Origin of the sequence: Glaesserella parasuis (assembly GCF_017352235.1) — a bacterium.
GTDB classification, from domain to species: Bacteria; Pseudomonadota; Gammaproteobacteria; order Enterobacterales; family Pasteurellaceae; genus Glaesserella; species Glaesserella parasuis.
On record NZ_CP071487.1, the window covers coordinates 1,369,895 to 1,392,447 of the forward strand.

A 22,553-nucleotide genomic window follows, 5' to 3' on the forward strand; every position below is an offset into this window, starting at 1 on the left:
CAAACTCATCTTCTCCCCCTAACCTGTTTCAGTAAGCCACCCCAGAAAGCCCTCACCTTTTCACTATTGACTGCTTTCACTTCTTGAGGTAATGCCAGTTTGGGTTTTGGTAAAACCTCCCCTGTTTTTAACCGCTTGCTCATTTTGACAAGCGATTTTTTAATCTCATCTTTGAGTTGCTTATCGCTCCATTCACCAGCCCGATTACGCACATACAAACCGGTAATCAAGTAATACTCCGCAGTAGAAGCAAACTTAAACTTCTGGACTTCTTCCATACCAAACCTCATAAACGCTTGTAACCGCTTGTAAAGTCTATCTTCATCAGGCAAACCTAACGCTTCATAGTCCACCGCTTTGCACCACTCCACAAACTGGCCTACGCTTGGCCAGAATGGATTTTTAGATTTTTTCGCTCGCTCAATCCCGTTTTGCAGTTGCTCAATCGTCGTAATTTTTTCATTCACCAACGTTTCAAGCCAAATCCGTTTTGCTTCACGGTAACTGTCTGCATCAGGAAATGAATTTTTCCACGCAGGAAAAATCGCCCGAAGCTGAATGAATAATTGATTAACGGCTCTAATCGCACCGTCTGGAATTGCCGTTGTCTTGGCTGGCACTTGGTAATTTGGCTCTTGCCCGACAAGGCTTTTCAAGTTCATTGATGCCACGTTTTGCATTAACTTCCCCTTAGCGTGATAGACATACCTTCCGCCCAGTTGCCTTCGTCATCAGGGATAAACGGCTTGGAAGTATTACGAGCGGACGGATTTTGTGGATTTTTTGCAGAAACTCCGTCATTTTGCCAATCCCAACCAGCATTAAACCCACGCCAACCACGCTCAATCGAAATTGCAATGGCTTGTTGAATAGGAATTTTGGCTTTATCCGCCTCACGCTGAAAACCTTTCAACGCAGTTTCGGTGATCGGAGCTTTGAAAGATTTCCGATGGACGATGAAATCTTTTGCCAGTTGTTCGGTAATCCCAAAACTTTCCAACAAAATCAAATCTGCGGATTTTTTCTCGCGCGCGTTTATACTTCCCGTCAGGGAAGTATTATTGTTAGTATTCTCTGAAGTATTCTCTGTATTAACGAATGGCGGTTTTGCTTCTTCCCGAATGTCGCTTTCCGCCATTGGGGAATGTTCATTAGTGGCATTGGGTAATGGCGGTTTTGCTTCTTCCCGAATGTCGCTTTCCGCCATTGGGGAATGTTCATTAGTGGCATTGGGTAATGGCGGTTTTGCTTCTTCCCGAATGTCATCCATTAATGCATCAAATTTAACTAAATCCAGTTTGAAATAAATGCGGTGCTCTAAGCGTTTGTGAGTTTCAACCAAGATGCCTAGCTCAACTAATTTTTTGCGAGCCGTTTCTTGCTCACGGCGACTTAATCCCGTTTCCTGCTCAAGCTCAGCTTGTGTTTTATATACGCCTAATGGGTTTGAGGTCTTATCCTGCCAAAAGAATAATTGCCCAAATAAAATTGCCGCTGTCACACCGCCTAACGGTTTTGCTAATTGTGGATAGTACGCAATAGGTTGTCCCAGTTGGCGTAATTTTTGGCTAAAACTCATAACCCCACCACCTTATCTTGTGTAAATACGCCATTCCAATTTGCTTTCATCGGTAATTCTCGCTTTGTGTACCACTCATAGAGCTTTGCAGCTCCTTTCTTGAGTAAAACAGGTTTATATGCCACAAACGGATCTTTGCCGTGTTGCGAAATCTCCGTCGTTTCTTCCGTCAAATACTGATCACGAGCGTACGACTTCACACGTTTATGATTACCATCTTGATAGAGCCAGTTTTTATCCACTAAAAACGCCCCAATTTTCAAAGCGTTCACTCCATTCAAGCCTTTCACAAACTCAAACGGTGAAATCCCATTACGGAAATAACTTTCCATTGAGGCAATTTGAAGGGATTTTTGCTCACTCTCTTCGATTTTATCGGCGAGTTGGCGTAATGCTTCTGAATAGCTAGGGAGTTGTTGCACTTGCTTTTGCTCTAACTCTTGCCAACGATCAACTAAACGAGCAGTAAATTCAGGAGAGAATTGAGCCACAATCACATAAGTATCACGTTTATTAATATGATACTCGTAATAGACTTGCCCATTTTGCTCATGGGTGTACGGACTTTCCGCATACCCCCCAATTACCCCTTTATTCATCAGGTTTCTAATAGATAAGCACACATCACGGTGTCTGCTTTCTGTGATTCGTGCAATCTCCCGACTACTCATCGTTAGGGTTGCATTTTCTTTCTGATTAGTAGATAATAACTCTGTTTTCATAAACATTATTTCCCCATTACCCACGTTGCCGCGTGGGTTTTTATTTTCAATAACATGAACGCCCTTCTCTGCTAATAGCTTAAGTGCGTCTAGTTCACTGTCTGTCAAACGATTTAAACCTTTCTCTGATACTTCCAATTCTAAAAAATCAAGGTAAGCACAGAATTTGTCTAAATGTTCTGCCTTAAAACGACAAATCGTTGATGCATCTACACCAACATATTCTGCCGCTTGAGCATCTTTCGTCTATGATGCCTTCTGTCTGATTAAGTCCGCAATCTTCATTGCAGACTTGCTTAATTCATTGCGTGCCATTGCACACTCCTTTGGGTAAATTAACCTTCAGTAACAGACTGAAGGATTTCATCTACTGAAATTTTCCCGTTTGTTGCATCTGAGATTAATTTGATGTGTTTAGCTTTAATACCAAACCCACGAACCCAATTGCTAACAGTCATTACGCTAACGCCACAAGCTGTTGCTAATTTATCTCTACTGCCACACTCGGAAATTGCTTTATCAATAACTTTATTCATAAAGTTTCTCCTAGTTAAAACATAAAGCAATGATAAAGCAATCTTTATTTTATGTAAAGTTTTCTTTTGTTGATATATTTAAAGATAACTTTAATAATTGTATAATTGATAATCTGGAGATTTAAAATGAGTACATTAGGCGAACGAATTGAACAGGCAATGAACTTGAAGGGATTAAAGCGAAAAGAACTCGCAGAAATGCTAAATATTTCCACAATGGCTGTTGGTGATTTAATAAACAACAAAACCAAAAAACCTCGCTATCTTGTTGAAATTGCAGAAGCACTTAACGTCGATGTGAAATGGCTACAAACCGGTGAAGGAGAAATGCGTAGCCACGTTAATGATGTAGATGTCATTGACAAAGATAAAGACTATAGCAACACACACATTAACATTGATATGTACGACATTAAGTTATCAGCAGGTAATGGAAAACCTGTAATTGAATGGGTTCCTAGAAAATCAGATGAACCACTTTTATTTCGTGAAGCTTGGTTCAAAGTAAAACGCTTATCTCCTAAAAACTGCAAGGCAATGTATGTTCGTGGACATAGTATGGCTCCTGTATTAGAAGATTGGGATACTGTTATTGTTGATATTTCTGATACAGAAATTGCGGATGGTGAGGTTTATGCGGTTGTTTACAATAAGCATTTCTACATTAAACAAATTATTAGAACAGGCAAAGGCATTCAGCTTGTAAGTTTTAATCCTGAGTACTATCCTATTGACGTAATGGATGATGATCTAAACAACTTACAAATTATTGGCAGAAAAGTTTGGCGTGGCGGTTGAGCATAGGAGTTATTTGTAGCAACTGTTGAATTTTATTGAGTAAATAGGCGAGTTCGCCATAATTAAAATGGGAGAATGGTATGGTTCCTAATGATGTAATAATCGTACAAGAGACAGAAATTCGGGTTACAGAACGAAATGGCGAAGACTATATCAGCCTAACAGATATGTGCAAAGCCTTTGGTGATGGTGATCAACTGATAAAAAACTGGCTACAAAACAAAAACACCATTGAATTTTTGCAAGTTTGGGAAGAGATTAACAACCCAAATTTTAATTTGGTGGAATTACACCAAATTAAAAATAATATCGGCTTAAACCGCTTTGTAATGTCTGTCAAAAAGTGGTCAGCGACGAATGCTATCGGCTTAATCGCTAAAACGGGGCGTTATGGCAGCGGTACTTATGCTCATAAGGATATTGCCCTTGAATTTGGCTCTTGGCTCAGTCCAGAGTTTAAACTCTACCTCATCAAAGAGTTCCAACGTCTCAAACAAAAAGAAGCCCAAGAAAACAAAACGGAATGGAATGTTAAACGTATTCTAAGCAAAGCTAATTACCGCATTCATACCGATGCTATTCAAGCACATCTTATTCCCAGATTACTGAACAGCACACAACCAATATTTGTGTATTCTGCGGAAGCCGATATTCTAAACCAAGCTATGTTCGGTTTAACCGCCAAACAATGGCGTGAGCAAAATCCGACATTAAAAGGCAACATTCGAGATTATGCCAGCGTTGAGCAACTTACGGTATTAGCCGCTCTAGAAAGCCAAAATGCACTACTCATAGAGCAAGGTGTCTCACAAAAAGAGCGACTTACCATTTTAAACCGCCTGGCCATTCAACAAATGCAATCCTTATTAAAATCAAAATCACTTGAACCATTAAAAGATAAGCCGTTGTTGATTGAAGATAGAGAATAGTTGAGCATAGGAGTTATTTGTAGGCTAAGTTGAATTAATTTGGTAAAACATCGCATTTATCATAGAAGAGATAAGAATATCTGTGTATCAGCCAGATAGAGTGATATTGATTGATTTAATAGGGAATGAAAGTATGATTACAAATCTTAATATTATACACTATCGAAAATTAAAAAATTTATCATTAGCGTTTAAACCTGGAATTAACCTAATTTCAGGTACGAATGGTACCTGCAAAAGTTCAATACTACATATTATTGGCAATGCATTTCAACGCTTCAAACGGACTAGTGATGGTGTTGATTCTTCCTCTTTAAGCGTTATTAATGCCATCAATAAATATACAAATCCCAAAGTGGAAAATTTGACGAAAGGAGATAAGACTTATAACGATCCTGCAAAAGGAACAGAGGGCGAATTATTTAACATTCAACTTGATAATGAAACTTATGCTTTTCGTCGCCACAATTCACAAGACGAATTAGAAGATGGTGAATTTAAAAATAGATTTAGACTTATTTTAAAATACCCTAGAGGGGAAAAACAAAGCTTGCCATTTGGAATGGTGATTTATCTAGGGTTATCACGTATAGTTCCTGTCGGTGAGCTTGAGGATTATACAGAGGAAATTAAGAAAAATTTGCCTGCAAAATACCAAGATGAATTGATTTCGCTTTATCAAAAAATGACAGATATTTCAATTACTGAGCCTTGTATTGAAAATAGTAATGAAATAAAGCATAGAATTAGTTTTAAATCAGAAGTTGATGGTATTGATTCAGATACTATTTCTGCTGGCGAAGATAACATAATGATTATACTGACGGCATTAGTAAGTTTGAAATATCATTTTGAATCTTGCAGTAACGAAGAATATAAAAAAAGTTACTTATTGATTGATGAATTTGATGCAACTCTGCATCCATCATTACAATTTAAATTACTAAGTCTATTAAGAGAGTTTTCTAGAGATTTTAATATACAAATTATATTCACAACACATAGCTTATACCTGATTGATAAGGCATTGAAGGCTGAAGATAACATTATTTACTTAATGAAATTAGCTAATAATTCAGTTGCTATAATGCAAAATCCTGATATTTTCAAAATCGAAATGCATTTAAATAGTGAAACAAGACAGGATTTATATAGGGACAAAAAACTTCCTATATTTTCAGAAGATAATGAAGCAAGAATTATGATCAATTTTATATTTGATATATTGAGTGAAAAAGATCAGAAATTTGCGTCTATTCGTCATTATTTCCATTTAGTTCAAATGAAGTCTGGTTGTGACAATCTAAAAACCTTATTTAAAGACAAAGTCCTCACGGCAAATACACTAAAAGCCATGTGTATTTTAGATGGCGATAATAGGACTCACGAATTAACACATAATATCATTAGTTTACCTGGACAAGCTAGCCCTGAAAAACTCACATTCCAACATTTGAGTGAGTTGATTTCTAAAGAAATTTATAATGATTTCTGGTTCAATGAATATCTTCAACAAGAAGGCTACTCTTTTGAGTGGGTCAAAAGTAATGTTTTCCCTAGAGCATCAGGTTTAGTCTCTGCCTACGATAGGGACAAAGCTAAGTCATTATTTAATGAACAGAGTTATCATCATTTTTTTACAATTGTGATGAAGGATTGGCTTCTTCGCCATTGGGAAGATAGAGAAATGAAAGGTTTTATTAAAGATTTAAATATACTCTTTCATAATTTGGCTGATTATTATGGTATTCATACAGCGTACTGGCCACGTCTCTAATTTTAGTATAGAATGGCTCGATACGAAATCATTAGAGAGGAAAAATGTTACATACTCCCCTACGTTATCCTGGTGGCAAAGCCAAATTTGCTCCTATAATTAAACAGATTATTGAACAGAATAACCTCAAAGGACACTATGTAGAACCCTACGCTGGTGGGGCTGGTGTTGCTCTGGACTTACTTTTCAGTGGGTATTGCAGTGATATTCATATCAATGATTTAGACTTGGCCATCTTTAATTTTTGGAAATCTATTACAGAACGAACAGATGATTTTATTCGTTTAGTCAATGATACTCCTATCACGATTGAAGAATGGCATAAACAAAAAATTTTACTAAGAAGAGAAGATATTTCTCCACTAGAACACGGTTTTGCAGCTTTCTTTCTTAATCGAACTAATCGCTCGGGTATTTTAAAAGCTGGGGTAATTGGTGGTTTAAAACAGTCTGGGGATTATAAGTTGGATTGCCGATTCAATAAAACAGATTTGATTAAACGCATAGAGAAAATAGGTAATGTGGCCAAGAAAATTCATGTAACAAATTTTGATACAGAAAATTGGCTGCCAATAATTAATAAATTGGTGCCTTCTAATTCATTGATTTATCTTGATCCTCCTTATTATGAGAAAGGGCAAGGCTTGTATCGCAATTTTTATCAACATAAAGATCATGTGGAAGTTAAGAATCAGTTGGCCAATATAAAAACACCTTGGATTGTTTCTTATGATAATAACCCAAATATCAAGGAGATATACAATAAATATCGCCAGCAAGAATATATGTTAAACTATTCAGCCAACAAAAAAATGAAAGCCACAGAAATCGTTATTTATAGCAATAATCTTATTATCTAAACCGCCCACCGTGGCGGTTTTCTTTTATCTAAGTATGAACCGCTTGTTTTACTTCAAAGGTAAGATTTAAAGCACGCATGACTTTAAGCACCGTAGAAAATGTCGGATTACCTTTACCCGAAAAAGCCTTATATAACCCCTCACGGCTTACACCAGCTTCTCTTGCGATCTGACTCATATTACGAGCCTTCGCAATATCGCCTAAAGCGGATAAAATCAAATCTACATCATCTTCTTTTAGCACCTCATTTAAGTAAAGCTGAATTTCCTCTTCACTTCTTAAATGTTCCGCCATATCAAAATCTTGTAGTTCTACCATATTAAACTCCTAATTCTTTGCTAGAATATATTCCAAATAACTTAGTGAAAATACAATCTATGCCATTATACGAAAATGCAAAAGCACTTATTAGACAAAATCTAACCGAAATAAGCCAAGGAAAGAAAGCGAAATTACAAGTAATAGGCTCATTCACAGATAAACAATTTCTTGATATAAATCAACATAGAAAAAAGGCAGAATTGCCACCACTTGAATGTAATGAAATTGTCTATATTGGTCGCCATCATTATCAAAGCCGAAGCAAAGACGGTTACAATATTAACGATATGGTAAAGCAAGCAGAAAGCGCATTATCCGTTCATTCTTGCCTTGTACCATCAAACCGAGCTACCGCCCTAGAAAACCCACACCAACGTCACGATGGCTACGGTAATTTAGTGAATGATCGTGCTATTTTAGAGTTAACATCAAAGAAACCCCGTGCTGAGTTGTTTTCTGTCATTCCTAAAGGCGACAGCATAAAACCCAATGATGACCAATAAACAAAAACCCCGAACTCATCAGCTCGGGGTTTATATTAAGTGGTCTTGGGTAACTCAGATTTCCAACGCCCCCACTTAATAAAATCGACCTTGGGTAACTTAGATTTCCAACGCCTTCGATTTGTTTAAATTATAAATCTAACAATTCATTGCGTCAAATTTTTCCGAAATATTCCTTTATTCTCACTAATTTTTCCCCCTTTCTCATATCTCAACCCTTTCATTGCTCAAAAAACAATCAATCAAACACACATTACAAAATCCCTTCTCTTTATAAATCAATCGCTTATAAAGATATCTTTATTTTCATTAAAATATTTTTTAAATTTTACTTTACATAAAATAAAGAAAACTTTATTATACACCCATCAAAACGAGCTACGGCTCAATGCTCTTTAAAAATCGAGATGAAATAAAAGCCCTGTAGAAAACAGGGCTTGAACACTAAACTTCATACACAGGTGTTTTTTGCGTGGTATCCATCACTAAACCTATGCAGTGCAAGCAGTTTTGTTTAGTTGTATATCCTTCGCTAGAAGCAATGGTTTCGTGATTGGCGGATTTTAATCGCCAATACCACTGACCATTAACACCTTGGAAAATTTGAAAATACATAGAGGTAACTTCTTATGCACGAAAAAATGAAATGCTATGCTGTTTCTTATAGCTTCGGCGGAAAGAAGTGGGCAACAGAAGTTTATGCCAACTCATTTGAAGAGGCGCAAGAAAAAGTCAAAGCAATGTCCCAAGCGACCGTTGATGGCGAGATACATCTTTCAGTATATATCCCTGAAAACCCGCTTTCAAAAATAGCAAGGTTAATGCGTAGATTACTCCAAAAAGGCGGCTAATTCCATTATTTCATCTCGACACAATTTAGACAAAAACGCACCGCTTGCCAAAGGTGAGATGGTATCAACAAGCTATGTGAAAGCCATAGCTCAAGCGGTGTGATTACTTGTGGAAAGGTTAAGCACTGGCAGTGAATCAGGTAGCACAAACGCAAGTAATAAATTTAACCATTTCGTGCATACCCACGAGATGGCTATCGAGGCTTAGCGTTGAGCCAGTGTAGCAAACAACGCACCACCGACCGCATAGTTCAATCGGATAGAGCAACTGCCTTCTAAGTAGTATGTTGTGGGTTCGAATCCCACTGCGGTCGCCATTCAAAACCGTTCTCTTGCTAACACTAGACAATTTTCTCCTTGATTGTCTTGGAGAGCGGTTCTGAATGGTAACAAACAAAAGTGTACACGGTAAGCACTTAAAACACCCGTAATCATAATGATGATCCGCTACGTTCGCCCACTGTAACAGGTGGGTGTTTTTTTGAGGTAAAAAAATGAATACATATGCAAAGTTCTGCCCAAACGTATTTTTAGCAAAATGCCAAGAGCAGCACGAAAAGAACGAAATTATTACCGTGACAAGTAAATACGGCAATGAAACGGAGGTTGAAATACACAACCTCGTTAAACAACAAGATGGATTTTATTTTTACTCTTTTGTCCGTTGTGATGGGTTGGATAGTCAAGCTCGAGCCACAGCGAAAGCACAACGTTATCAAGAATATGCTAACAACGCCGCAAAACGCAGTAATCAATATTGTGAGGCGGCTAATGAGGGGCGTGACTTTTTAAGTCTTGCTGAGCCAATAAAAATCGGACATCACAGCGAAAAACGACACAGAGCTTTGATTGAACGTAATGCTAAAAGAATGGATAAGGCTGTTGAAGAAATGAAAAAAGCCGAAAGTTATGCCGATAAAATTGCATACTGGGAATCAATGGCTGAAAAAATTGATTTATCTATGCCTGAAAGCCTTGAGTATTTCAAACATAAGCTAAAAGAGGCAGAAGCCAAGCATTCGGACCTAAAGAAATACCCTGAAAAACGAGAACATTCTTATTCATTGACGTACGCTAAAAAAGCCGTCAATGAATTTAAACAAAAAGTGCGATTGGCTGAATTGCTTTGGGCTTAACGAAAAATCACCCGCTAAATAAACTAGTATTTTTATATAAAGTGAGGAATAAAAAATGACCTTAAAAAAATGTTTACTCATCCTGTTGATTATCAACCTTAACCCTATGGGCTTGTGGTTGAATAGCTTTGCATTTAACAATTTTTTCAATGTTCAACCCCATTATCTCCAAGAAGATAAAAAAGCCTTGCCAGAATGCAGTTGCTGCAGTCAAATAGAATAAATAAACAAGAGCATAAGAAGGTAGTGCTGGCAATGGACGTGCTTCTAAGCCGTATTTAAAGCTTAAAGGCAAGTACAACCAACAAAGAATGAACGATAAGCACCAAGTCGTAATACGCATAATAATATGGTCGAAATATTCTTTTAAGAGAGAAAAAAGAGATGCAATCAACGCTTCCCACAGACTGAAATCTCCTTTTGTTGATGAATATAAATTAAGCACTTACATTCTAGCACAACTCAAGGGGATTTCAGTCTGTGGGATTGACACCACCCCAAATCAAAAAAGGGCATTACGCCCCTTTTTGAGATTGTTTGAGTAACTCCACCGCTTGCTGAAGTACTTTACCTTTTGAAACACCAAGTGCTATTGCTAATTCATCAATATCCTGCGATACGCTTTGAGGAATTTTGAACGCTTTAGTCACAATCCCTCGTTTAGCTTCACTGCGAGCGTTAATTTCTGTTCTTGACAATGCCATTTGAATTACCCCATAATGTAGTTGTTTGAAGAACTAGGGAGCGGTAACTCCCTAGTAAGTTATCGGATTAGTAAGCTGGTAAAGACCAAAGTAATAAAACGATAACTAGGATAATGTATTTAAACATTTTCTTATCCTCTTCAAGCGTAGGGATTAAGCCCTACACTCGCTTTCAACCCTGACTCGCCAAAGTTCTTTTGTTGAAAGCGAGATTATTATATAGTATGTTTACATACAAATCAACAGAAATTTAAAGAAAGCCTACAAATTATTTTTGTGGGCTTTTTTATTTGACACCCACCGCCCTTTAATTTAAGATACCCCCACTTTCAACAGAAAGTCGGGATCGCAGTCCTGAAAGAATAAGTGGCGGTAATAATGATAGTCGCCAAAAGCGACTTTTTTTATAGCCAAAATCTAGTCAGATTAAAGGTACTTGCAAATTGCAAGACCCTTAAAACTTCAAAAGGGTGTTCCAAATTGACACTCCCTTTGAAAAGTTGTCAATGATGGACTAGGTAAGGGGGCGAAAGCCCGCTGGAAGTTTAACCGCTTATTCACCAGTACTGCGAACCTTGCCTAGTTCATCACCAGTAATCGCAGTTGCTCGTGATGATTGAATTAAATTTCAATTAGAGAATAAGCGTATGACAACTTTAACATTTCAAAACACCGCAATGACGGTGATCAGCCAAAAAAATAAAACTTTCTTTACATCATTTGATCTTGGAAAGGCATTAGGCTATAAAAAATCCATCAGCGGATATTCCAAACCTTTACAACCGCAACGCAGACGAATTTACCGCAGAAATGACCGCACTTATCGAACTGCAAACCGCAGGCGGAAAACAACAAGTTCGCGTCTTCTCTTTGCGTGGAGCTCACCTTATCGCAATGTTCGCCCGCACCAAAGTCGCCAAAGATTTTCGTAAATGGGTGCTAGATATTCTTGATCGTGAAATTTCGGAAAATGAACAACAAATCGCACCGCTTGAACCTAAGCCTGATGTCGTTCTTCCACACGAAAAAGCAGAACAAATTGCCAAATACCTAGTAAGAGCCAGAGCTTTTGCAAAAGAAGTGGAAGTATTCCACCGTAAACTGTACGAAGATTTGGGCATTTCTCGCTATGTTAAAAACGATATTGCAGGAAAAGCCTACGACATCGCACACGAGTTTAACGTGTGGCTTGACCCATTCATTGAGCAAGTCTTGCCACAGATTAATCAACAACGATTAGCAAACTTTTAACCACAACCAACCGCTCTTTATGGGCGGTTTTATTTTATGGATCAACGAACAAGCCTAGCGAAAGCTAGGTTTTTTATTGGAGGAAAAGATGGAAAATACAACAAAAATGTTATTTGACAAAAAATCTGTCGCTACACTGTTTGATGTCAGTGTACCAACAATTAACAGAAGAATGAAAAATGACAAACGTTTCCCAAAACCACTTCTGATCGGAGGTAAAAATTTTTGGTCTAATGAACAAATAAACCACTATATTGATACAATTCAGAGTGAATGCACCTCAACTGCATAACCCTCTACCCTCAGCTGCTTGCTCAACAAAATTCCCCCACCATTGCATATATTCAGCTCGTTGAGTTAAGTATTTTGCTTTATTGTATGTACCTCGTACACTGGAGTATTCAAAATGAGCCAAGCACACCTCAATAATTTCGGAATTAAACTCAGCCTCATTCATTGCTGTGCTAAATACCGATCTTAGTCCGTGAGCAGTCAATACATTGCGATAACCCATTCTTTGCAGTGCCTTATTAGGCGTTTCTTTACTAATTGGCTGGTGCGGATTTTTACGACTAGGGAAAACAAAACGACTGTGATAGCGATTTAATTTTTGTAAAAGCTGTAAAATTTTAATCGCTTGAGTAGATAGCGGAAGCACAAAATCCTGAACTTTCCCTTGTCGCCCCTTCATTTTCTCTTTTGGAATATCCAAAATCTTTTCCTCAAAATTCACTTCAGACCATTCAAGTTGTGTAATAGCTCCTGCTCTCCCTGCTGTTAAGAGCAACAATTCTAATGCACAACGAGTTTCAATTTCTAGCGTACTATTTTGTAAATCTTCAAACAGTTTGCCTAATAATTCAGGACGAATAGTAGGATTATTTTCTACGACGGGTTTCAAAAAAACCTTTCCAATGTCTGCTGTTGGGTTATATTTAATAACCCCTCGATTTACTGCATAAATCATAATCTGGTTTAAATACCCGATCATACGATGCAAAGTATCTAGCTTCCTTTCTCGTTCTAATGGTTTTAGTTTTTCAATCGCAATTGGTGCTGAGATGTCCGCAATAGGATAGTGACCAAGCAGTTTCAACAAATGCCGATTTAGTCGCTTTTCAATATCGTTGTAGGTCACAACCTTTAACCTGCCCGTATCTACCTCATTTTTTTTCAATACCAACCACTCTCAGTAGCCATCGAGGATAGGGTGAGAACTTGGCTTTCTAAAGCCGCTTTTTCTTGCTGTAGGCGATAATCTAACGGATCGACATTTTTTGCCAATAAAGAGCGATAAAGATCACGAATTTCACGAGCTTCTTTGAGTGAAACTGACGGAAAAGCCCCTAAACTAATTAATGTTCGTTTCTTGGTAAAAGGTTTATAATATTGGAAACGCTTAAAGGCTTAACTGTAACTGCCATATATATCTCATTTGGTATTACCAAAATCATTTTGGTATTAAGAAAAATGCGTCATTTTTCTTAATTTTGGTATTACATAATGAAAAAATACTAAAACATAATACCAGATATAATACCAAAATTGTGATACAGGATGATATAGTTTGATATGGATTGATACAGCAGAAATGTAAAAAGCCTTGTTTTACAAGGCTTTTATATATCATTTGATATGGATTGATACGAAATGATTTAGAAATATGGTGCGACTAGCTGGACTCGAACCAGTGACCCCCACCATGTCAAGGTGGTGCTCTAACCAACTGAGCTATAGTCGCATAAAAACGAGGTGTATTCTAAAGAAAAAGCGAAAACAACGCAATAGTGTAGGAAACCAACCGCTTGTTTTTAATCCAAATTTAAGCGTTTTTGTGTAAAAATATGTTTATCTTCCCAACGTAACATCGTCAAATGATTACCCCAAACACAGCCTGTATCCAACGCATAAATCGTATCTGGAGTTTGATAACCAATTAAACTCGCCCAATGCCCAAAAATAATCGGTTGCTGGCGATAAAACGGATTATCTAGTTCAAACCAAGGTTTTAAGCCCTCTGGGGCTTCTTCGACTGGTAATTTACAATCAAAATCCAACCGCTTATCCGCATAACAAAAACGCATACGCGTAAACACATTTAATGCATAACGCCAACGCTCAATGCCTTGCAAATCCGCACGCCACTGGTCTGGTGAATTGCCATACATCTGAGCAAGAAAATCTGCAAATTGCTCACCTTGTAACACCGCTTCCACTTCCCTTGCACAAGCTAAAGTGGTCGCTAAATCCCATTCTGGGCTTACTCCTGCGTGGACTAACAAAAATTGATGAACAGGGTGTTGTGCCACAAGCGGTCGAGAGCGTAACCAATTTTGCAATTCCAAACGATCTTCCGCCTCAAAAATCGCATCAACCTTATCTTTAGGCTTCACCGCTTTAATTCCCTGCAGTGTCGAAAGTAAATGCACATCGTGATTACCCAACACCACAGTTGCCCTCTCCCCCAAAGCCTTCACATAACGCAAACAAGCCAAAGAGTTCTCGCCACGAGCAACCAAATCACCCGTTAGCCAAAGTTCATCATACTGCGGATCAAAATTAGCTTGCTCAAGCAACAACTGAAATTCATCAAAACAGCCGTGCAAATCTCCCACGATATAGGTCGCCATCGTTCTTCCCTACTCTACGCTCTGCAAAATACGATCTGCAAATTTCCCGATACTCACCGCAAAATTATTCGACTTATTCCAATCTAAAATCGTACGGAAATTATTCGACACCAAGAACGCTCGCCCTACCTCTTTATCAGGACGAACCAACCACAACTTCTCTGAACTCAACGCATTCAGTTTTGTTGTTTCTTGAGCCGTTGGATAGGCTAAATAAACACCCCACGCCTGCCACTCAGCAAGGCTTTTTGCTTTATTCAACTCAATCCCAGAAAAAGAGAGATCGATAGGTTGAGCCAACTTAACCTCTACCCCCCACGGCAAGTCCTTATCCCAGCCAACAGTTGCCAGATAATTCGCAATAGAAGCAAAGGCATCATACTGATTTTTCCAAATATCCTTACGCCCATCGTTATCGCCATCTGCCGCATAGTTCAAATAAGAGGTTGGCATAAACTGCGTCTGCCCCATTGCCCCAGCCCACGAGCCTTTCATCTCGGCACGCACTAAGGTTCCCTGTTGCAACATCTTCATTGCATTGACAAATTCTTGAGTAAACAACTTCTCTCGGCGACCATCAAATGCCAGTGTCGCCAACACAGACAACACATCAAAATTGCCCTGATAACGCCCGAAGCTACTTTCCATACCCCATAACGCCATCAAATACTCTTTTTGCACCCCATATTTCTGGCTTGCTTTGGTTAATTGAGGCTGATATTGCCACCAACGTTGTGCCGCCACGTCCACTTTTGCTTGGGTTAAGGTCTTATTCAAATAATTCGTCACCCCATTTGGATTTGGCGGTGGCGGAGGTAAATTAGGATCACGTCGACGACTAGCTTGTCGCTGATCTAACTCAACGGCACGAGGCACATATTGAATATTCAACGCCGTATTTAGCACCTCAGCGGAAACCCCCTCATTCGCCGCTTTTTTCTTTAAAAAACTCACATAATCATCAAAATGAGCTAAAGAACGGGCATTAGGATACTTAGCCTCCAACGCCACCTTAGGATACTCTTGCTCAGAATTAGCACACCCTGCCAACACCAAGCACGCCATTGATATGGTTAAATAGGATCTCTTTATCATCTTACTTTATCTATTGACCATTCTACTTGGTCTAATCACATTATCCGCAGTAATTTCAGCAACGCCTAAAAACAGCTTTTCTGCTGAAAACAACCGTACTTGTCCATAAATTCCCTGCGGATTATCAAATTTCACACGTTGCCCAAAACCCACTGCTTTTGTCTGTTCATCAGTTAAATCCAAATGAGGCAAACGAGCCACCGCACTATCCATCGGCAACAACAACTGATCTAACTCAACAAGCGGCTGATTTTCCGCTAAATTTTGCAAGGCTTCTAAGCTCATCATCTTCTCAACAGGATAATCAGCAACTGCCAAACGACGCAACATTGTAACGTGAGCGCCACAACCCAACGCCTCCCCCAAATCATCAACCAACGTCCGAATATAAGTTCCCTTAGAACAATGTACTTCCAACGTCAAATAAGGAGCTTGATACTCAACAAATAACAGCTCAAAAATCGTAATCGGGCGAGCCTCACGCTCCACAGTAATGCCTGCTCTCGCATATTCATAAAGGGGTTTACCATTATGCTTTAAGGCAGAAAACATCGTCGGCACTTGCAAAATTTCACCACGAAATGCCTCAAGAGCTACCAAAATATCCGAAGTGTCTACCTTAACTTCACGCCTTTGCACCACTTGCCCATCAGCATCAGAAGTATCCGTCCGCTCCCCCAATTTTGCGATCACCCGATAACGCTTATCCGCCTCTAACAAAAACTGAGAAAACTTAGTCGCCTCACCTAAACAGATCGGCAACATACCCGTAGCAAGCGGATCTAACGCCCCCGTATGCCCAGCTTTATTCGCATTAAACAGGCGTTTTACCTTCTGCATAATGTCGTTAGAACTCACGCCTTGCGACTTATCCAATAAGAAAACACCGTGAACATCACGTCCTTTTTTCTTTGGTCTGCCCATTGTTACTCTTCTTCAACGTAGCGTTCTTGATCTTTACGGATCACATTTGTCACAAGGTTTGACATACGCATCCCTTCCACTAAGGATTGATCGTAAACGAAACGAAGTTCAGGCACGATGCGTAAACGCATCGCTTTACCCACTAAGGTACGAATATAGCCAGATGCTTTATTTAAGCCTTCTAAGCCACGTTCTACCGCACTTTCATCACTATCAAACAAGAAAGTCACAAACACTTTGGCATAGGCTAAATCACGACTGATTTCCACATCAGACACCGTCACCATACCAATACGCGGATCTTTCACCTCACGTTGTAAAATAATTGCAATCTCTTTTTGTAGCTCTTGTGCTACACGATCTGCTCTTGAAAACTCTCTTGCCATTGTTTTTTCTCTTAAATAAATAATGGGGCGTAAGATACGCCCCTAAATTGTCTGTCTCATTGCTTTTAACAGCAATGTAATCGCCTGTGATAATAGTCCAAAAAGGCTTATTTCACAAGCAAATGATATACAAGCGGTCACTTTAGCCTGATTTTTTGCAAAAAGTGACTAAAACTGATACTTCATTCCTACACTCACGTTTTGCCATTTTTCCCCACCTTTTTGACGAGCAATCGCATATTCCCCGAAAAGATGAAGAGCTTCGCTAATTTGATAATTCAGTCCCAACTTCGCCATAGTGACATATTTTGCAGGTGAAATACCTTGTAATTCAATTTCACTTTCCGCACCGATATAGCGAGCATTAAAGCCAAACGCATTTTCTGCTTTTTGGGTCATACGGTGAGATAAGGTCGTATTTAAGCTCAAATCTCCCCATTTCATGGTGGCACGTAACCCTAGCAAATAACTATTTAAGTTATATTGAGTACGATTCGCTTGAATACCAAAGTTTTTTCCTTCGTCAAAGGCTTTTTGATAAACAGAATCAAATTGGTATCCGATAAACGGACTTATTTCACCTTGTTCAAATTTAATACGATGTCCTAATTCCGTATAGAAATGATAAAGCTTTGATTTAACCTCTGTTTCGACACGGCGTGTTTCATTTCGCATTAAAATTGAACGCTTAATCTTGTTTTTCGCATTTGCCATTCCAAGCTGTGCTAGCAAATAGTTATTGTCTAATAATAAGTGTCATATTTGAGGAATTATCTCCCCCACCACAAGCTGTTACCAATAGTGATACGAAAGCCGCTTCCGAATATCTACGCACTTTCTTCATAACATTTCCTTCACTCACCACTCAAACACATAACAAAGATTAAAATCCAGGCAATTTTATCACTAAATAATCAGAATAAATAGGAAAAACCGCTTTTCTGCGGTTTTTCAAATGAAAATACAATCTATATCAAATTTATGATGATTTTATTAATCCTAGCAAGTCAGAAATCTGCTCTAACTTATAATCTGCCAACGACCAACGTGGATCATCCCACTCTGCCTTAGCAGGAATAACGACAGTTTTCATATTCGCTGCTTTGCCTGAAATCATACCTAATACAGAATCTTCAACGGCAAAGCATTCATTGACTGTGGCACTGAGTTATACCACTCCATAGAAAAAAAACATATAAACAGAATTGAGCATTTTTAGAGCCAAGATAAACGTCATTTACTCAAGTTTAACAGTATTTCCAAAGTACATTTGGAATTGTATTTGAAGGAATGCAAATAGCGTTTTAATCACAGTAACTTAAAGCTCAAATTTCCATTTAAACATAATTAGTTAAAGGCGGTTTAAGTTAGTTATCTAGCCCCTATTTATTATAGTTAAAAGCCCCTTTATCCGCTGATAAAAGGGGCTTGGAACTACTTGAAATTTATTCCTAAACTATCTCGTAGTAATCTGACTTTAAATTAAAAAAACTAACAGATACAAAGTCTGAGAAATAGTGTTTAACTACATGGGGTTAAATACGTTTAAAGTCTAAGTGAACAAGTTTTGGTTTAGTTGGGTGACGTTGAATCGCTTGTACTTTTACTTGCTCTTCTTTACCCGCAACAACGATAGTTAACACTTCGTTGTAGAACGCATCGTGTACTTGTGCGTTGTTTACTTTATCGTGGTCTAAAATGATTGATACTGCTTCTGCTTTACCACCGTAGATGATTGCAGGAACTTGACCATTGTGACGCAGGCGGCGGCTCGCACCCTTACCTTGCGCCGAACGAACTTCAGCTTCAAATTTGAATGACATAATTAAATTCTCATAAATAAAAAGGGAACCTAAGGTTCCATTGATACAAAAATAGCAGGCGACCCAGCTATTTCCCTAAATTTGACGGTTAAAAAACCGAGTGCGTATTCTAATGAAAATTTAAGAAAAATCAAACATTACTTCGCTGCTTCTACTTTTTCAACAGTATAGTTCAGTAAGTAAGCGTAATTTTTCGTAATTTGGTAAGAAACTTCACAAAAGTATTGTAAAATGCGTCGTTTTTTTATTCTTTCTATCGTTTTATTTAATAGGAGTAATGAATGACTATCGCTCAGTCAAACACGCATCTTAGCCCTGAGAACATTCAAAATGTCAAAAATGCCATTTTGCATAAACTTGTTTTTGCTCTTGGTGTAGAACCGCGTGAAGCAAGCAAACGTAACTGGTTAAATGCGGCATTGCGTGTTGTGCGTGATCTTTCTACGGAATCTTGGTTACAAACTCGTCGTAGCCAAGCGGCAAATACAAGCCGTCGTGTTTATTATCTTTCTATGGAATTTTTAATGGGAAGAACCTTCAGTAATGCTATGATTGCAGAAGGTGTTTATGATCTAATTCGAGCTGCGTTTGACGAGCTAGGTCAAAATCTTGAAGACATTATTAATGAAGAAGGCGATCCAGGCTTAGGTAACGGCGGCTTAGGTCGCTTGGCTGCGTGTTATATGGACAGTCTTGCAGCAATGAAGATCCCTGCGATTGGCTACGGTATTCGTTATGAATACGGTATGTTCCGCCAAGAGATAAAAAATGGCGAACAAGTTGAAAATCCAGATTATTGGTTAGAAAATGAATTTGCGTGGCCTTACTTACGTTCAAGTAAAAAATTCCCTATACGTTTTGGTGGCAGAACTTGGCAAGAAGGCAAAAAAACCGTATGGCAACCTGATGAAGAAATCATTGCTCAAGCCCACGACCAGCTTGTCCCAGGATTTAAAACCACTGCAACCAACAGCTTACGTCTATGGTCTGCACACGCAGGGGAAAAACTATTTGGTTTAGCAGACTTTAACCGTGGTGACTATTTTGCAGCAATGAGCCAACAAAATAGCTCAGAAAACGTTTCTCGTGTACTTTACCCAGACGATTCAACTTACAACGGTCGTGAATTACGTTTACGCCAAGAATATTTCCTTTGCTCTGCATCAGTACAAGACATCGTTCGTCGTCATGAAGTGGAATCGGGATCTTGCTTAAATCTTGCGGAAAAAGTGGCAATCCACCTTAACGACACCCACCCTACCCTTGCGATTCCTGAGTTAATGCGCATTTTAATTGACGAAAAAGGTTATAGTTGGGAACAGGCATGGAATACGACTCGCAAAGTATTCTTCTACACCAACCACACTTTAATGAGCGAAGCGTTAGAAACTTGGCCTGTGGAGATGGTGGCTCGTATCTTACCACGTCATTTACAAATTATTTTTGAAATCAACGATTGGTTCTTACAAGAGGTTCGTCAGCAATTCCCAAATGATGAAGAATTAATCCGTCGTGTATCTATTATTGACGAACAAGGCGACCGTCGTATTCGTATGGCGTGGTTAGCCGTGATTGCATCAGGCAAAGTCAATGGCGTAGCCAAAATTCACTCAGACTTAATGGTGGAGTCTATTTTTGCCGATTTTGCGAAGATCTACCCAGATCGCTTCACCAACGTAACAAATGGTGTAACCCCACGTCGCTGGATTCATATCGCTAATCCTGGACTTGCTGCAATTTTAGATAAACGCATTGGCAAAGAATGGCGTACCGATTTAACTCAGTTAGACAAGTTCAATGCCTTTGTTGATGATACTGATGTTCAAGTAGAAGTGGCTGCGGTTAAAGTAGAAAATAAACGTAAACTCGCCGCTTATGTAGAACAAACTCAAGGCATTAAACTCAACCCTGAAGCGATTTTTGACGTTCAAATTAAACGTATTCACAAATACAAACGTCAGCAATTAAATGTGTTACACATCATTGCTCACTATAACCGTATTTTAAGAAACCCAACAGCAGATTGGCAGCCACGCGTCTTTATCTTTGCAGGTAAAGCAGCAAGTGCTTACTATGCAGCGAAAAAAGTGATTCGTTTAATCAACGATGTTGCAAATGTGATCAACAACGACAGCCATATTCGTGATTTAATCAAAGTTGTCTTTATTCCGAACTACAGCGTAAGCCTTGCACAATTAATTATTCCAGCAGCAGATGTGTCTGAGCAAATTTCCCTTGCTGGTACAGAAGCATCAGGTACATCAAATATGAAATTTGCCCTAAACGGTGCATTGACAATCGGTACCCTTGACGGTGCAAACGTGGAAATTTTAGATCGTGTAGGTAACGACAACATCTTTATCTTCGGTAACACCGTAGAACAAGTGGAAGAGTTACGTCGCAACGGCTACTCACCATATCACTACTACGAAAAAGATGCAGAATTAAACGAAGCAATTTCACAAATCTTAAATGGTAAATTCTCACCAGAAGATCCATATCGTTATCAAGAGTTAATTCTCTCATCAGGTGACTTCTATCAAGCCTGTGCGGATTTCCGTAGCTATGTAGATGCTCAAGAGAAAGTAGCAACCTACTTCCGTAATAAGAAAGCGTGGACACGTTCTGCGATCATCAACATTGCGAATATGGGCTACTTCTCATCAGACCGCTCTGTGTTAGATTATGCGAAAGATATTTGGAAAATTGAACCAATGAACGAAACGCAATTATCTTCTCAGCCGAAAGTAGCGGATATGATGAGTAATGCGAGTAAGTTGTTAGTTATAAAATGACTTTATAACTAATAGACTAAGATACACTCTCTAGACATTTGGAAATTCTCCATTCTACTATTGAATAAAAATGGAGAATTTCTATCTGTGCTCATTTATACCTTCCTCCAATAAATTAGTGTCTGACATAGCCCCACACAAAATTTAACGAATAACCTCGACAAATATATGAAATATTTGGGTATAATCGTCCGCCTGTATGAGGGAGAAATTAAGTGATGGAAAGTTTTTTACACGGTTTTGTGGTCTGTTTTGGGCTGATTGTGTCTATTGGTGCACAAAATGCATTTTTATTGAAGCAGGGGATTTTAAAACAGCACGTTTTTTGGGTAGCTCTACTCTGCTTTCTTTGTGATGTTGCGTTGATGAGTATCGGTGTATTGGGGCTTGGTTCGCTTATTTCGCAGTCACCTACCGCTAGTTTATTGCTTGCTCTGTTTGGTGCGATTTTTTTATTCACTTATGGTAGTCGCTCTTTTATCACTGCTTATCAAGGCTCAAGTCAGCTATTGGCACAACAAGGGCAAGCTAAGTCGTCTTTAAAGAAAGTGATCGCCATTACCCTTGCGATTACATTACTTAATCCACACGTTTATATTGACACTGTGGTGATTGTCGGCGGTATCGGTGGCACTTTAAGTTTCGCAGAAAAAATACATTTCTTGATCGGAGCATTAATTTGTTCATTTTTGTGGTTTTTTGGGGTAGGTTATGGAGCCGGCTTGCTTTCCCCTTACTTTGAAAAACGTCGAACTTGGCAGATTTTAGATTTTGTCACAGGGTTAATTATGTATGGCATTGCATTTAGTTTAATCGTGTATGCTGTCAAACTTATTGAATAAGAGGCATTTCCTTTCTTTCTATCTTCTACCATCAAATTCCCTTCTTTACAATGTTAATTTTTTGTAAAAATTCGACTTATATCACAGTTT

Annotated in this window: 27 protein-coding genes, 2 tRNA genes and 1 pseudogene; 13 read left to right on the top strand and 17 right to left on the bottom strand. The window is 38.6% G+C overall.

Features of this window, described 5'->3' with window-relative positions; translation table 11 throughout:
* Positions 1-5 precede the first annotated feature (5 nt).
* The 4 genes from J1G47_RS06865 to J1G47_RS06880 form a co-directional block, all read right to left on the bottom strand.
* Entirely contained in the window at positions 6-680 is a 675-nt protein-coding gene (locus J1G47_RS06865) for a replication protein P (protein WP_112062881.1), read from the bottom strand.
* Positions 680-1,579 (bottom strand): DNA replication protein, encoded by a 900-nt coding sequence (locus J1G47_RS06870; protein ID WP_207326532.1) that lies wholly within the window; start codon positions 1,577-1,579, stop codon positions 680-682. Before J1G47_RS06870 ends, J1G47_RS06865 begins: the two co-directional genes overlap by 1 nt.
* Entirely contained in the window at positions 1,576-2,301 is a 726-nt protein-coding gene (locus J1G47_RS06875) for a Rha family transcriptional regulator (RefSeq protein ID WP_021118901.1), read from the bottom strand. Before J1G47_RS06875 ends, J1G47_RS06870 begins: the two co-directional genes overlap by 4 nt.
* Positions 2,302-2,636: 335 nt before the next feature.
* Positions 2,637-2,837 carry a YdaS family helix-turn-helix protein gene (locus J1G47_RS06880; protein WP_010786732.1) on the bottom strand — a complete coding sequence of 67 codons (201 nt, stop codon included), beginning with the start codon at positions 2,835-2,837 and terminating at the stop codon, positions 2,637-2,639.
* A gap of 126 nt (positions 2,838-2,963) precedes the next feature.
* Between J1G47_RS06880 and J1G47_RS06885 the strand changes: the two genes are divergently transcribed.
* From J1G47_RS06885 to J1G47_RS06900, 4 genes are all read left to right on the top strand, one after another.
* Positions 2,964-3,635: an XRE family transcriptional regulator gene (locus tag J1G47_RS06885; RefSeq protein ID WP_010786731.1), complete on the top strand. Its 672-nt coding sequence runs from the start codon at positions 2,964-2,966 to the stop codon at positions 3,633-3,635.
* Between the two features lie 80 nt (positions 3,636-3,715).
* On the top strand, positions 3,716-4,564 hold the full coding sequence (locus J1G47_RS06890; protein ID WP_005714534.1) for a KilA-N domain-containing protein: 849 nt from the start codon (positions 3,716-3,718) through the stop codon (positions 4,562-4,564).
* 133 nt (positions 4,565-4,697) lie between these two features.
* On the top strand, positions 4,698-6,341 hold the full coding sequence (locus J1G47_RS06895; RefSeq protein WP_010786730.1) for an ATP-dependent nuclease: 1,644 nt from the start codon (positions 4,698-4,700) through the stop codon (positions 6,339-6,341).
* Between the two features lie 44 nt (positions 6,342-6,385).
* Positions 6,386-7,201: a DNA adenine methylase gene (locus J1G47_RS06900; protein ID WP_010786729.1), complete on the top strand. Its 816-nt coding sequence runs from the start codon at positions 6,386-6,388 to the stop codon at positions 7,199-7,201.
* A gap of 28 nt (positions 7,202-7,229) precedes the next feature.
* On the opposite strand, the gene J1G47_RS06905 is transcribed toward J1G47_RS06900, so the two are convergent.
* Positions 7,230-7,520: an addiction module antidote protein gene (locus J1G47_RS06905; protein ID WP_005714537.1), complete on the bottom strand. Its 291-nt coding sequence runs from the start codon at positions 7,518-7,520 to the stop codon at positions 7,230-7,232.
* Between the two features lie 44 nt (positions 7,521-7,564).
* On the opposite strand from J1G47_RS06905, the gene J1G47_RS06910 reads away from it, so the two are divergent.
* Positions 7,565-8,026, top strand: a complete 462-nt coding sequence (locus tag J1G47_RS06910) for a hypothetical protein (protein WP_234924151.1) — start codon at positions 7,565-7,567, stop codon at positions 8,024-8,026.
* 444 nt (positions 8,027-8,470) lie between these two features.
* Here J1G47_RS06910 and J1G47_RS06915 read toward each other — a convergent pair whose 3' ends face one another.
* Positions 8,471-8,641, bottom strand: coding sequence for a YegP family protein (locus J1G47_RS06915; RefSeq protein WP_010786728.1), 171 nt, complete (start codon positions 8,639-8,641; stop codon positions 8,471-8,473).
* Between the two features lie 14 nt (positions 8,642-8,655).
* Between J1G47_RS06915 and J1G47_RS06920 the strand changes: the two genes are divergently transcribed.
* From J1G47_RS06920 to J1G47_RS06930, 3 genes are all read left to right on the top strand, one after another.
* Positions 8,656-8,877 carry a hypothetical protein gene (locus J1G47_RS06920; RefSeq protein WP_016527867.1) on the top strand — a complete coding sequence of 74 codons (222 nt, stop codon included), beginning with the start codon at positions 8,656-8,658 and terminating at the stop codon, positions 8,875-8,877.
* A 240-nt stretch (positions 8,878-9,117) separates the two neighbouring features.
* Positions 9,118-9,194, top strand: a tRNA-Arg gene (locus J1G47_RS06925).
* Positions 9,195-9,371: 177 nt separating this feature from the next.
* Complete coding sequence (locus J1G47_RS06930) at positions 9,372-10,013, top strand: DUF3560 domain-containing protein (RefSeq protein ID WP_207326533.1); 642 nt, start codon at positions 9,372-9,374, stop codon at positions 10,011-10,013.
* 73 nt (positions 10,014-10,086) lie between these two features.
* On the opposite strand, the gene J1G47_RS06935 is transcribed toward J1G47_RS06930, so the two are convergent.
* The gene (locus tag J1G47_RS06935) at positions 10,087-10,356 is read right to left on the bottom strand and encodes a hypothetical protein (RefSeq protein WP_234924152.1); all 270 of its coding nucleotides are present in this window, start codon (positions 10,354-10,356) and stop codon (positions 10,087-10,089) included.
* 172 nt (positions 10,357-10,528) lie between these two features.
* Entirely contained in the window at positions 10,529-10,717 is a 189-nt protein-coding gene (locus J1G47_RS06940) for a hypothetical protein (protein WP_012621844.1), read from the bottom strand.
* Between the two features lie 810 nt (positions 10,718-11,527).
* Between J1G47_RS06940 and J1G47_RS12115 the strand changes: the two genes are divergently transcribed.
* A complete protein-coding gene (locus J1G47_RS12115) occupies positions 11,528-11,968 on the top strand; it encodes a BRO-N domain-containing protein (RefSeq protein WP_005713715.1) in 441 nt (146 codons plus the stop codon).
* Positions 11,969-12,056: 88 nt separating this feature from the next.
* On the top strand, positions 12,057-12,260 hold the full coding sequence (locus J1G47_RS06950; RefSeq protein ID WP_041603128.1) for a helix-turn-helix transcriptional regulator: 204 nt from the start codon (positions 12,057-12,059) through the stop codon (positions 12,258-12,260).
* Here J1G47_RS06950 and J1G47_RS06955 read toward each other — a convergent pair.
* The 8 genes from J1G47_RS06955 to J1G47_RS06985 form a co-directional block, all read right to left on the bottom strand.
* Positions 12,249-13,106: a tyrosine-type recombinase/integrase gene (locus tag J1G47_RS06955; protein ID WP_234924153.1), complete on the bottom strand. Its 858-nt coding sequence runs from the start codon at positions 13,104-13,106 to the stop codon at positions 12,249-12,251. The genes J1G47_RS06950 and J1G47_RS06955 overlap by 12 nt on opposite strands.
* Before the next feature lie 35 nt (positions 13,107-13,141).
* Positions 13,142-13,324, bottom strand: coding sequence for an integrase arm-type DNA-binding domain-containing protein (locus J1G47_RS11865; protein ID WP_234924189.1), 183 nt, complete (start codon positions 13,322-13,324; stop codon positions 13,142-13,144).
* A 308-nt stretch (positions 13,325-13,632) separates the two neighbouring features.
* Positions 13,633-13,709 (bottom strand) — tRNA-Val (locus J1G47_RS06960).
* Positions 13,710-13,779: 70 nt separating this feature from the next.
* Complete coding sequence (gene apaH / locus J1G47_RS06965; protein ID WP_005713726.1) at positions 13,780-14,598, bottom strand: bis(5'-nucleosyl)-tetraphosphatase (symmetrical) ApaH; 819 nt, start codon at positions 14,596-14,598, stop codon at positions 13,780-13,782.
* A gap of 9 nt (positions 14,599-14,607) precedes the next feature.
* Positions 14,608-15,690 carry a lytic murein transglycosylase gene (locus tag J1G47_RS06970; RefSeq protein WP_207326854.1) on the bottom strand — a complete coding sequence of 361 codons (1,083 nt, stop codon included), beginning with the start codon at positions 15,688-15,690 and terminating at the stop codon, positions 14,608-14,610.
* A gap of 9 nt (positions 15,691-15,699) precedes the next feature.
* Complete coding sequence (gene truB, locus J1G47_RS06975) at positions 15,700-16,617, bottom strand: tRNA pseudouridine(55) synthase TruB (RefSeq protein WP_021119114.1); 918 nt, start codon at positions 16,615-16,617, stop codon at positions 15,700-15,702.
* Between the two features lie 2 nt (positions 16,618-16,619).
* The gene (gene rbfA / locus J1G47_RS06980) at positions 16,620-17,003 is read right to left on the bottom strand and encodes a 30S ribosome-binding factor RbfA (protein WP_012621846.1); all 384 of its coding nucleotides are present in this window, start codon (positions 17,001-17,003) and stop codon (positions 16,620-16,622) included.
* A gap of 168 nt (positions 17,004-17,171) precedes the next feature.
* On the bottom strand, positions 17,172-17,735 hold the full coding sequence (locus J1G47_RS06985; RefSeq protein ID WP_234885772.1) for an autotransporter outer membrane beta-barrel domain-containing protein: 564 nt from the start codon (positions 17,733-17,735) through the stop codon (positions 17,172-17,174).
* A gap of 454 nt (positions 17,736-18,189) precedes the next feature.
* On the opposite strand from J1G47_RS06985, the pseudogene J1G47_RS06995 reads away from it, so the two are divergent.
* A pseudogene (locus J1G47_RS06995) lies at positions 18,190-18,374 on the top strand (IS1595 family transposase); the annotation flags it as partial.
* A gap of 164 nt (positions 18,375-18,538) precedes the next feature.
* On the opposite strand, the gene rplY reads toward J1G47_RS06995, so the two are convergent.
* On the bottom strand, positions 18,539-18,826 hold the full coding sequence (gene rplY, locus J1G47_RS07000) for a 50S ribosomal protein L25 (RefSeq protein WP_005713734.1): 288 nt from the start codon (positions 18,824-18,826) through the stop codon (positions 18,539-18,541).
* Positions 18,827-19,107: 281 nt separating this feature from the next.
* On the opposite strand from rplY, the gene J1G47_RS07005 reads away from it, so the two are divergent.
* Entirely contained in the window at positions 19,108-21,621 is a 2,514-nt protein-coding gene (locus J1G47_RS07005; RefSeq protein WP_021112398.1) for a glycogen/starch/alpha-glucan phosphorylase, read from the top strand.
* Positions 21,622-21,839: 218 nt separating this feature from the next.
* The gene (locus J1G47_RS07010) at positions 21,840-22,463 is read left to right on the top strand and encodes a LysE/ArgO family amino acid transporter (RefSeq protein WP_044008913.1); all 624 of its coding nucleotides are present in this window, start codon (positions 21,840-21,842) and stop codon (positions 22,461-22,463) included.
* Positions 22,464-22,553: the final 90 nt, after the last annotated feature.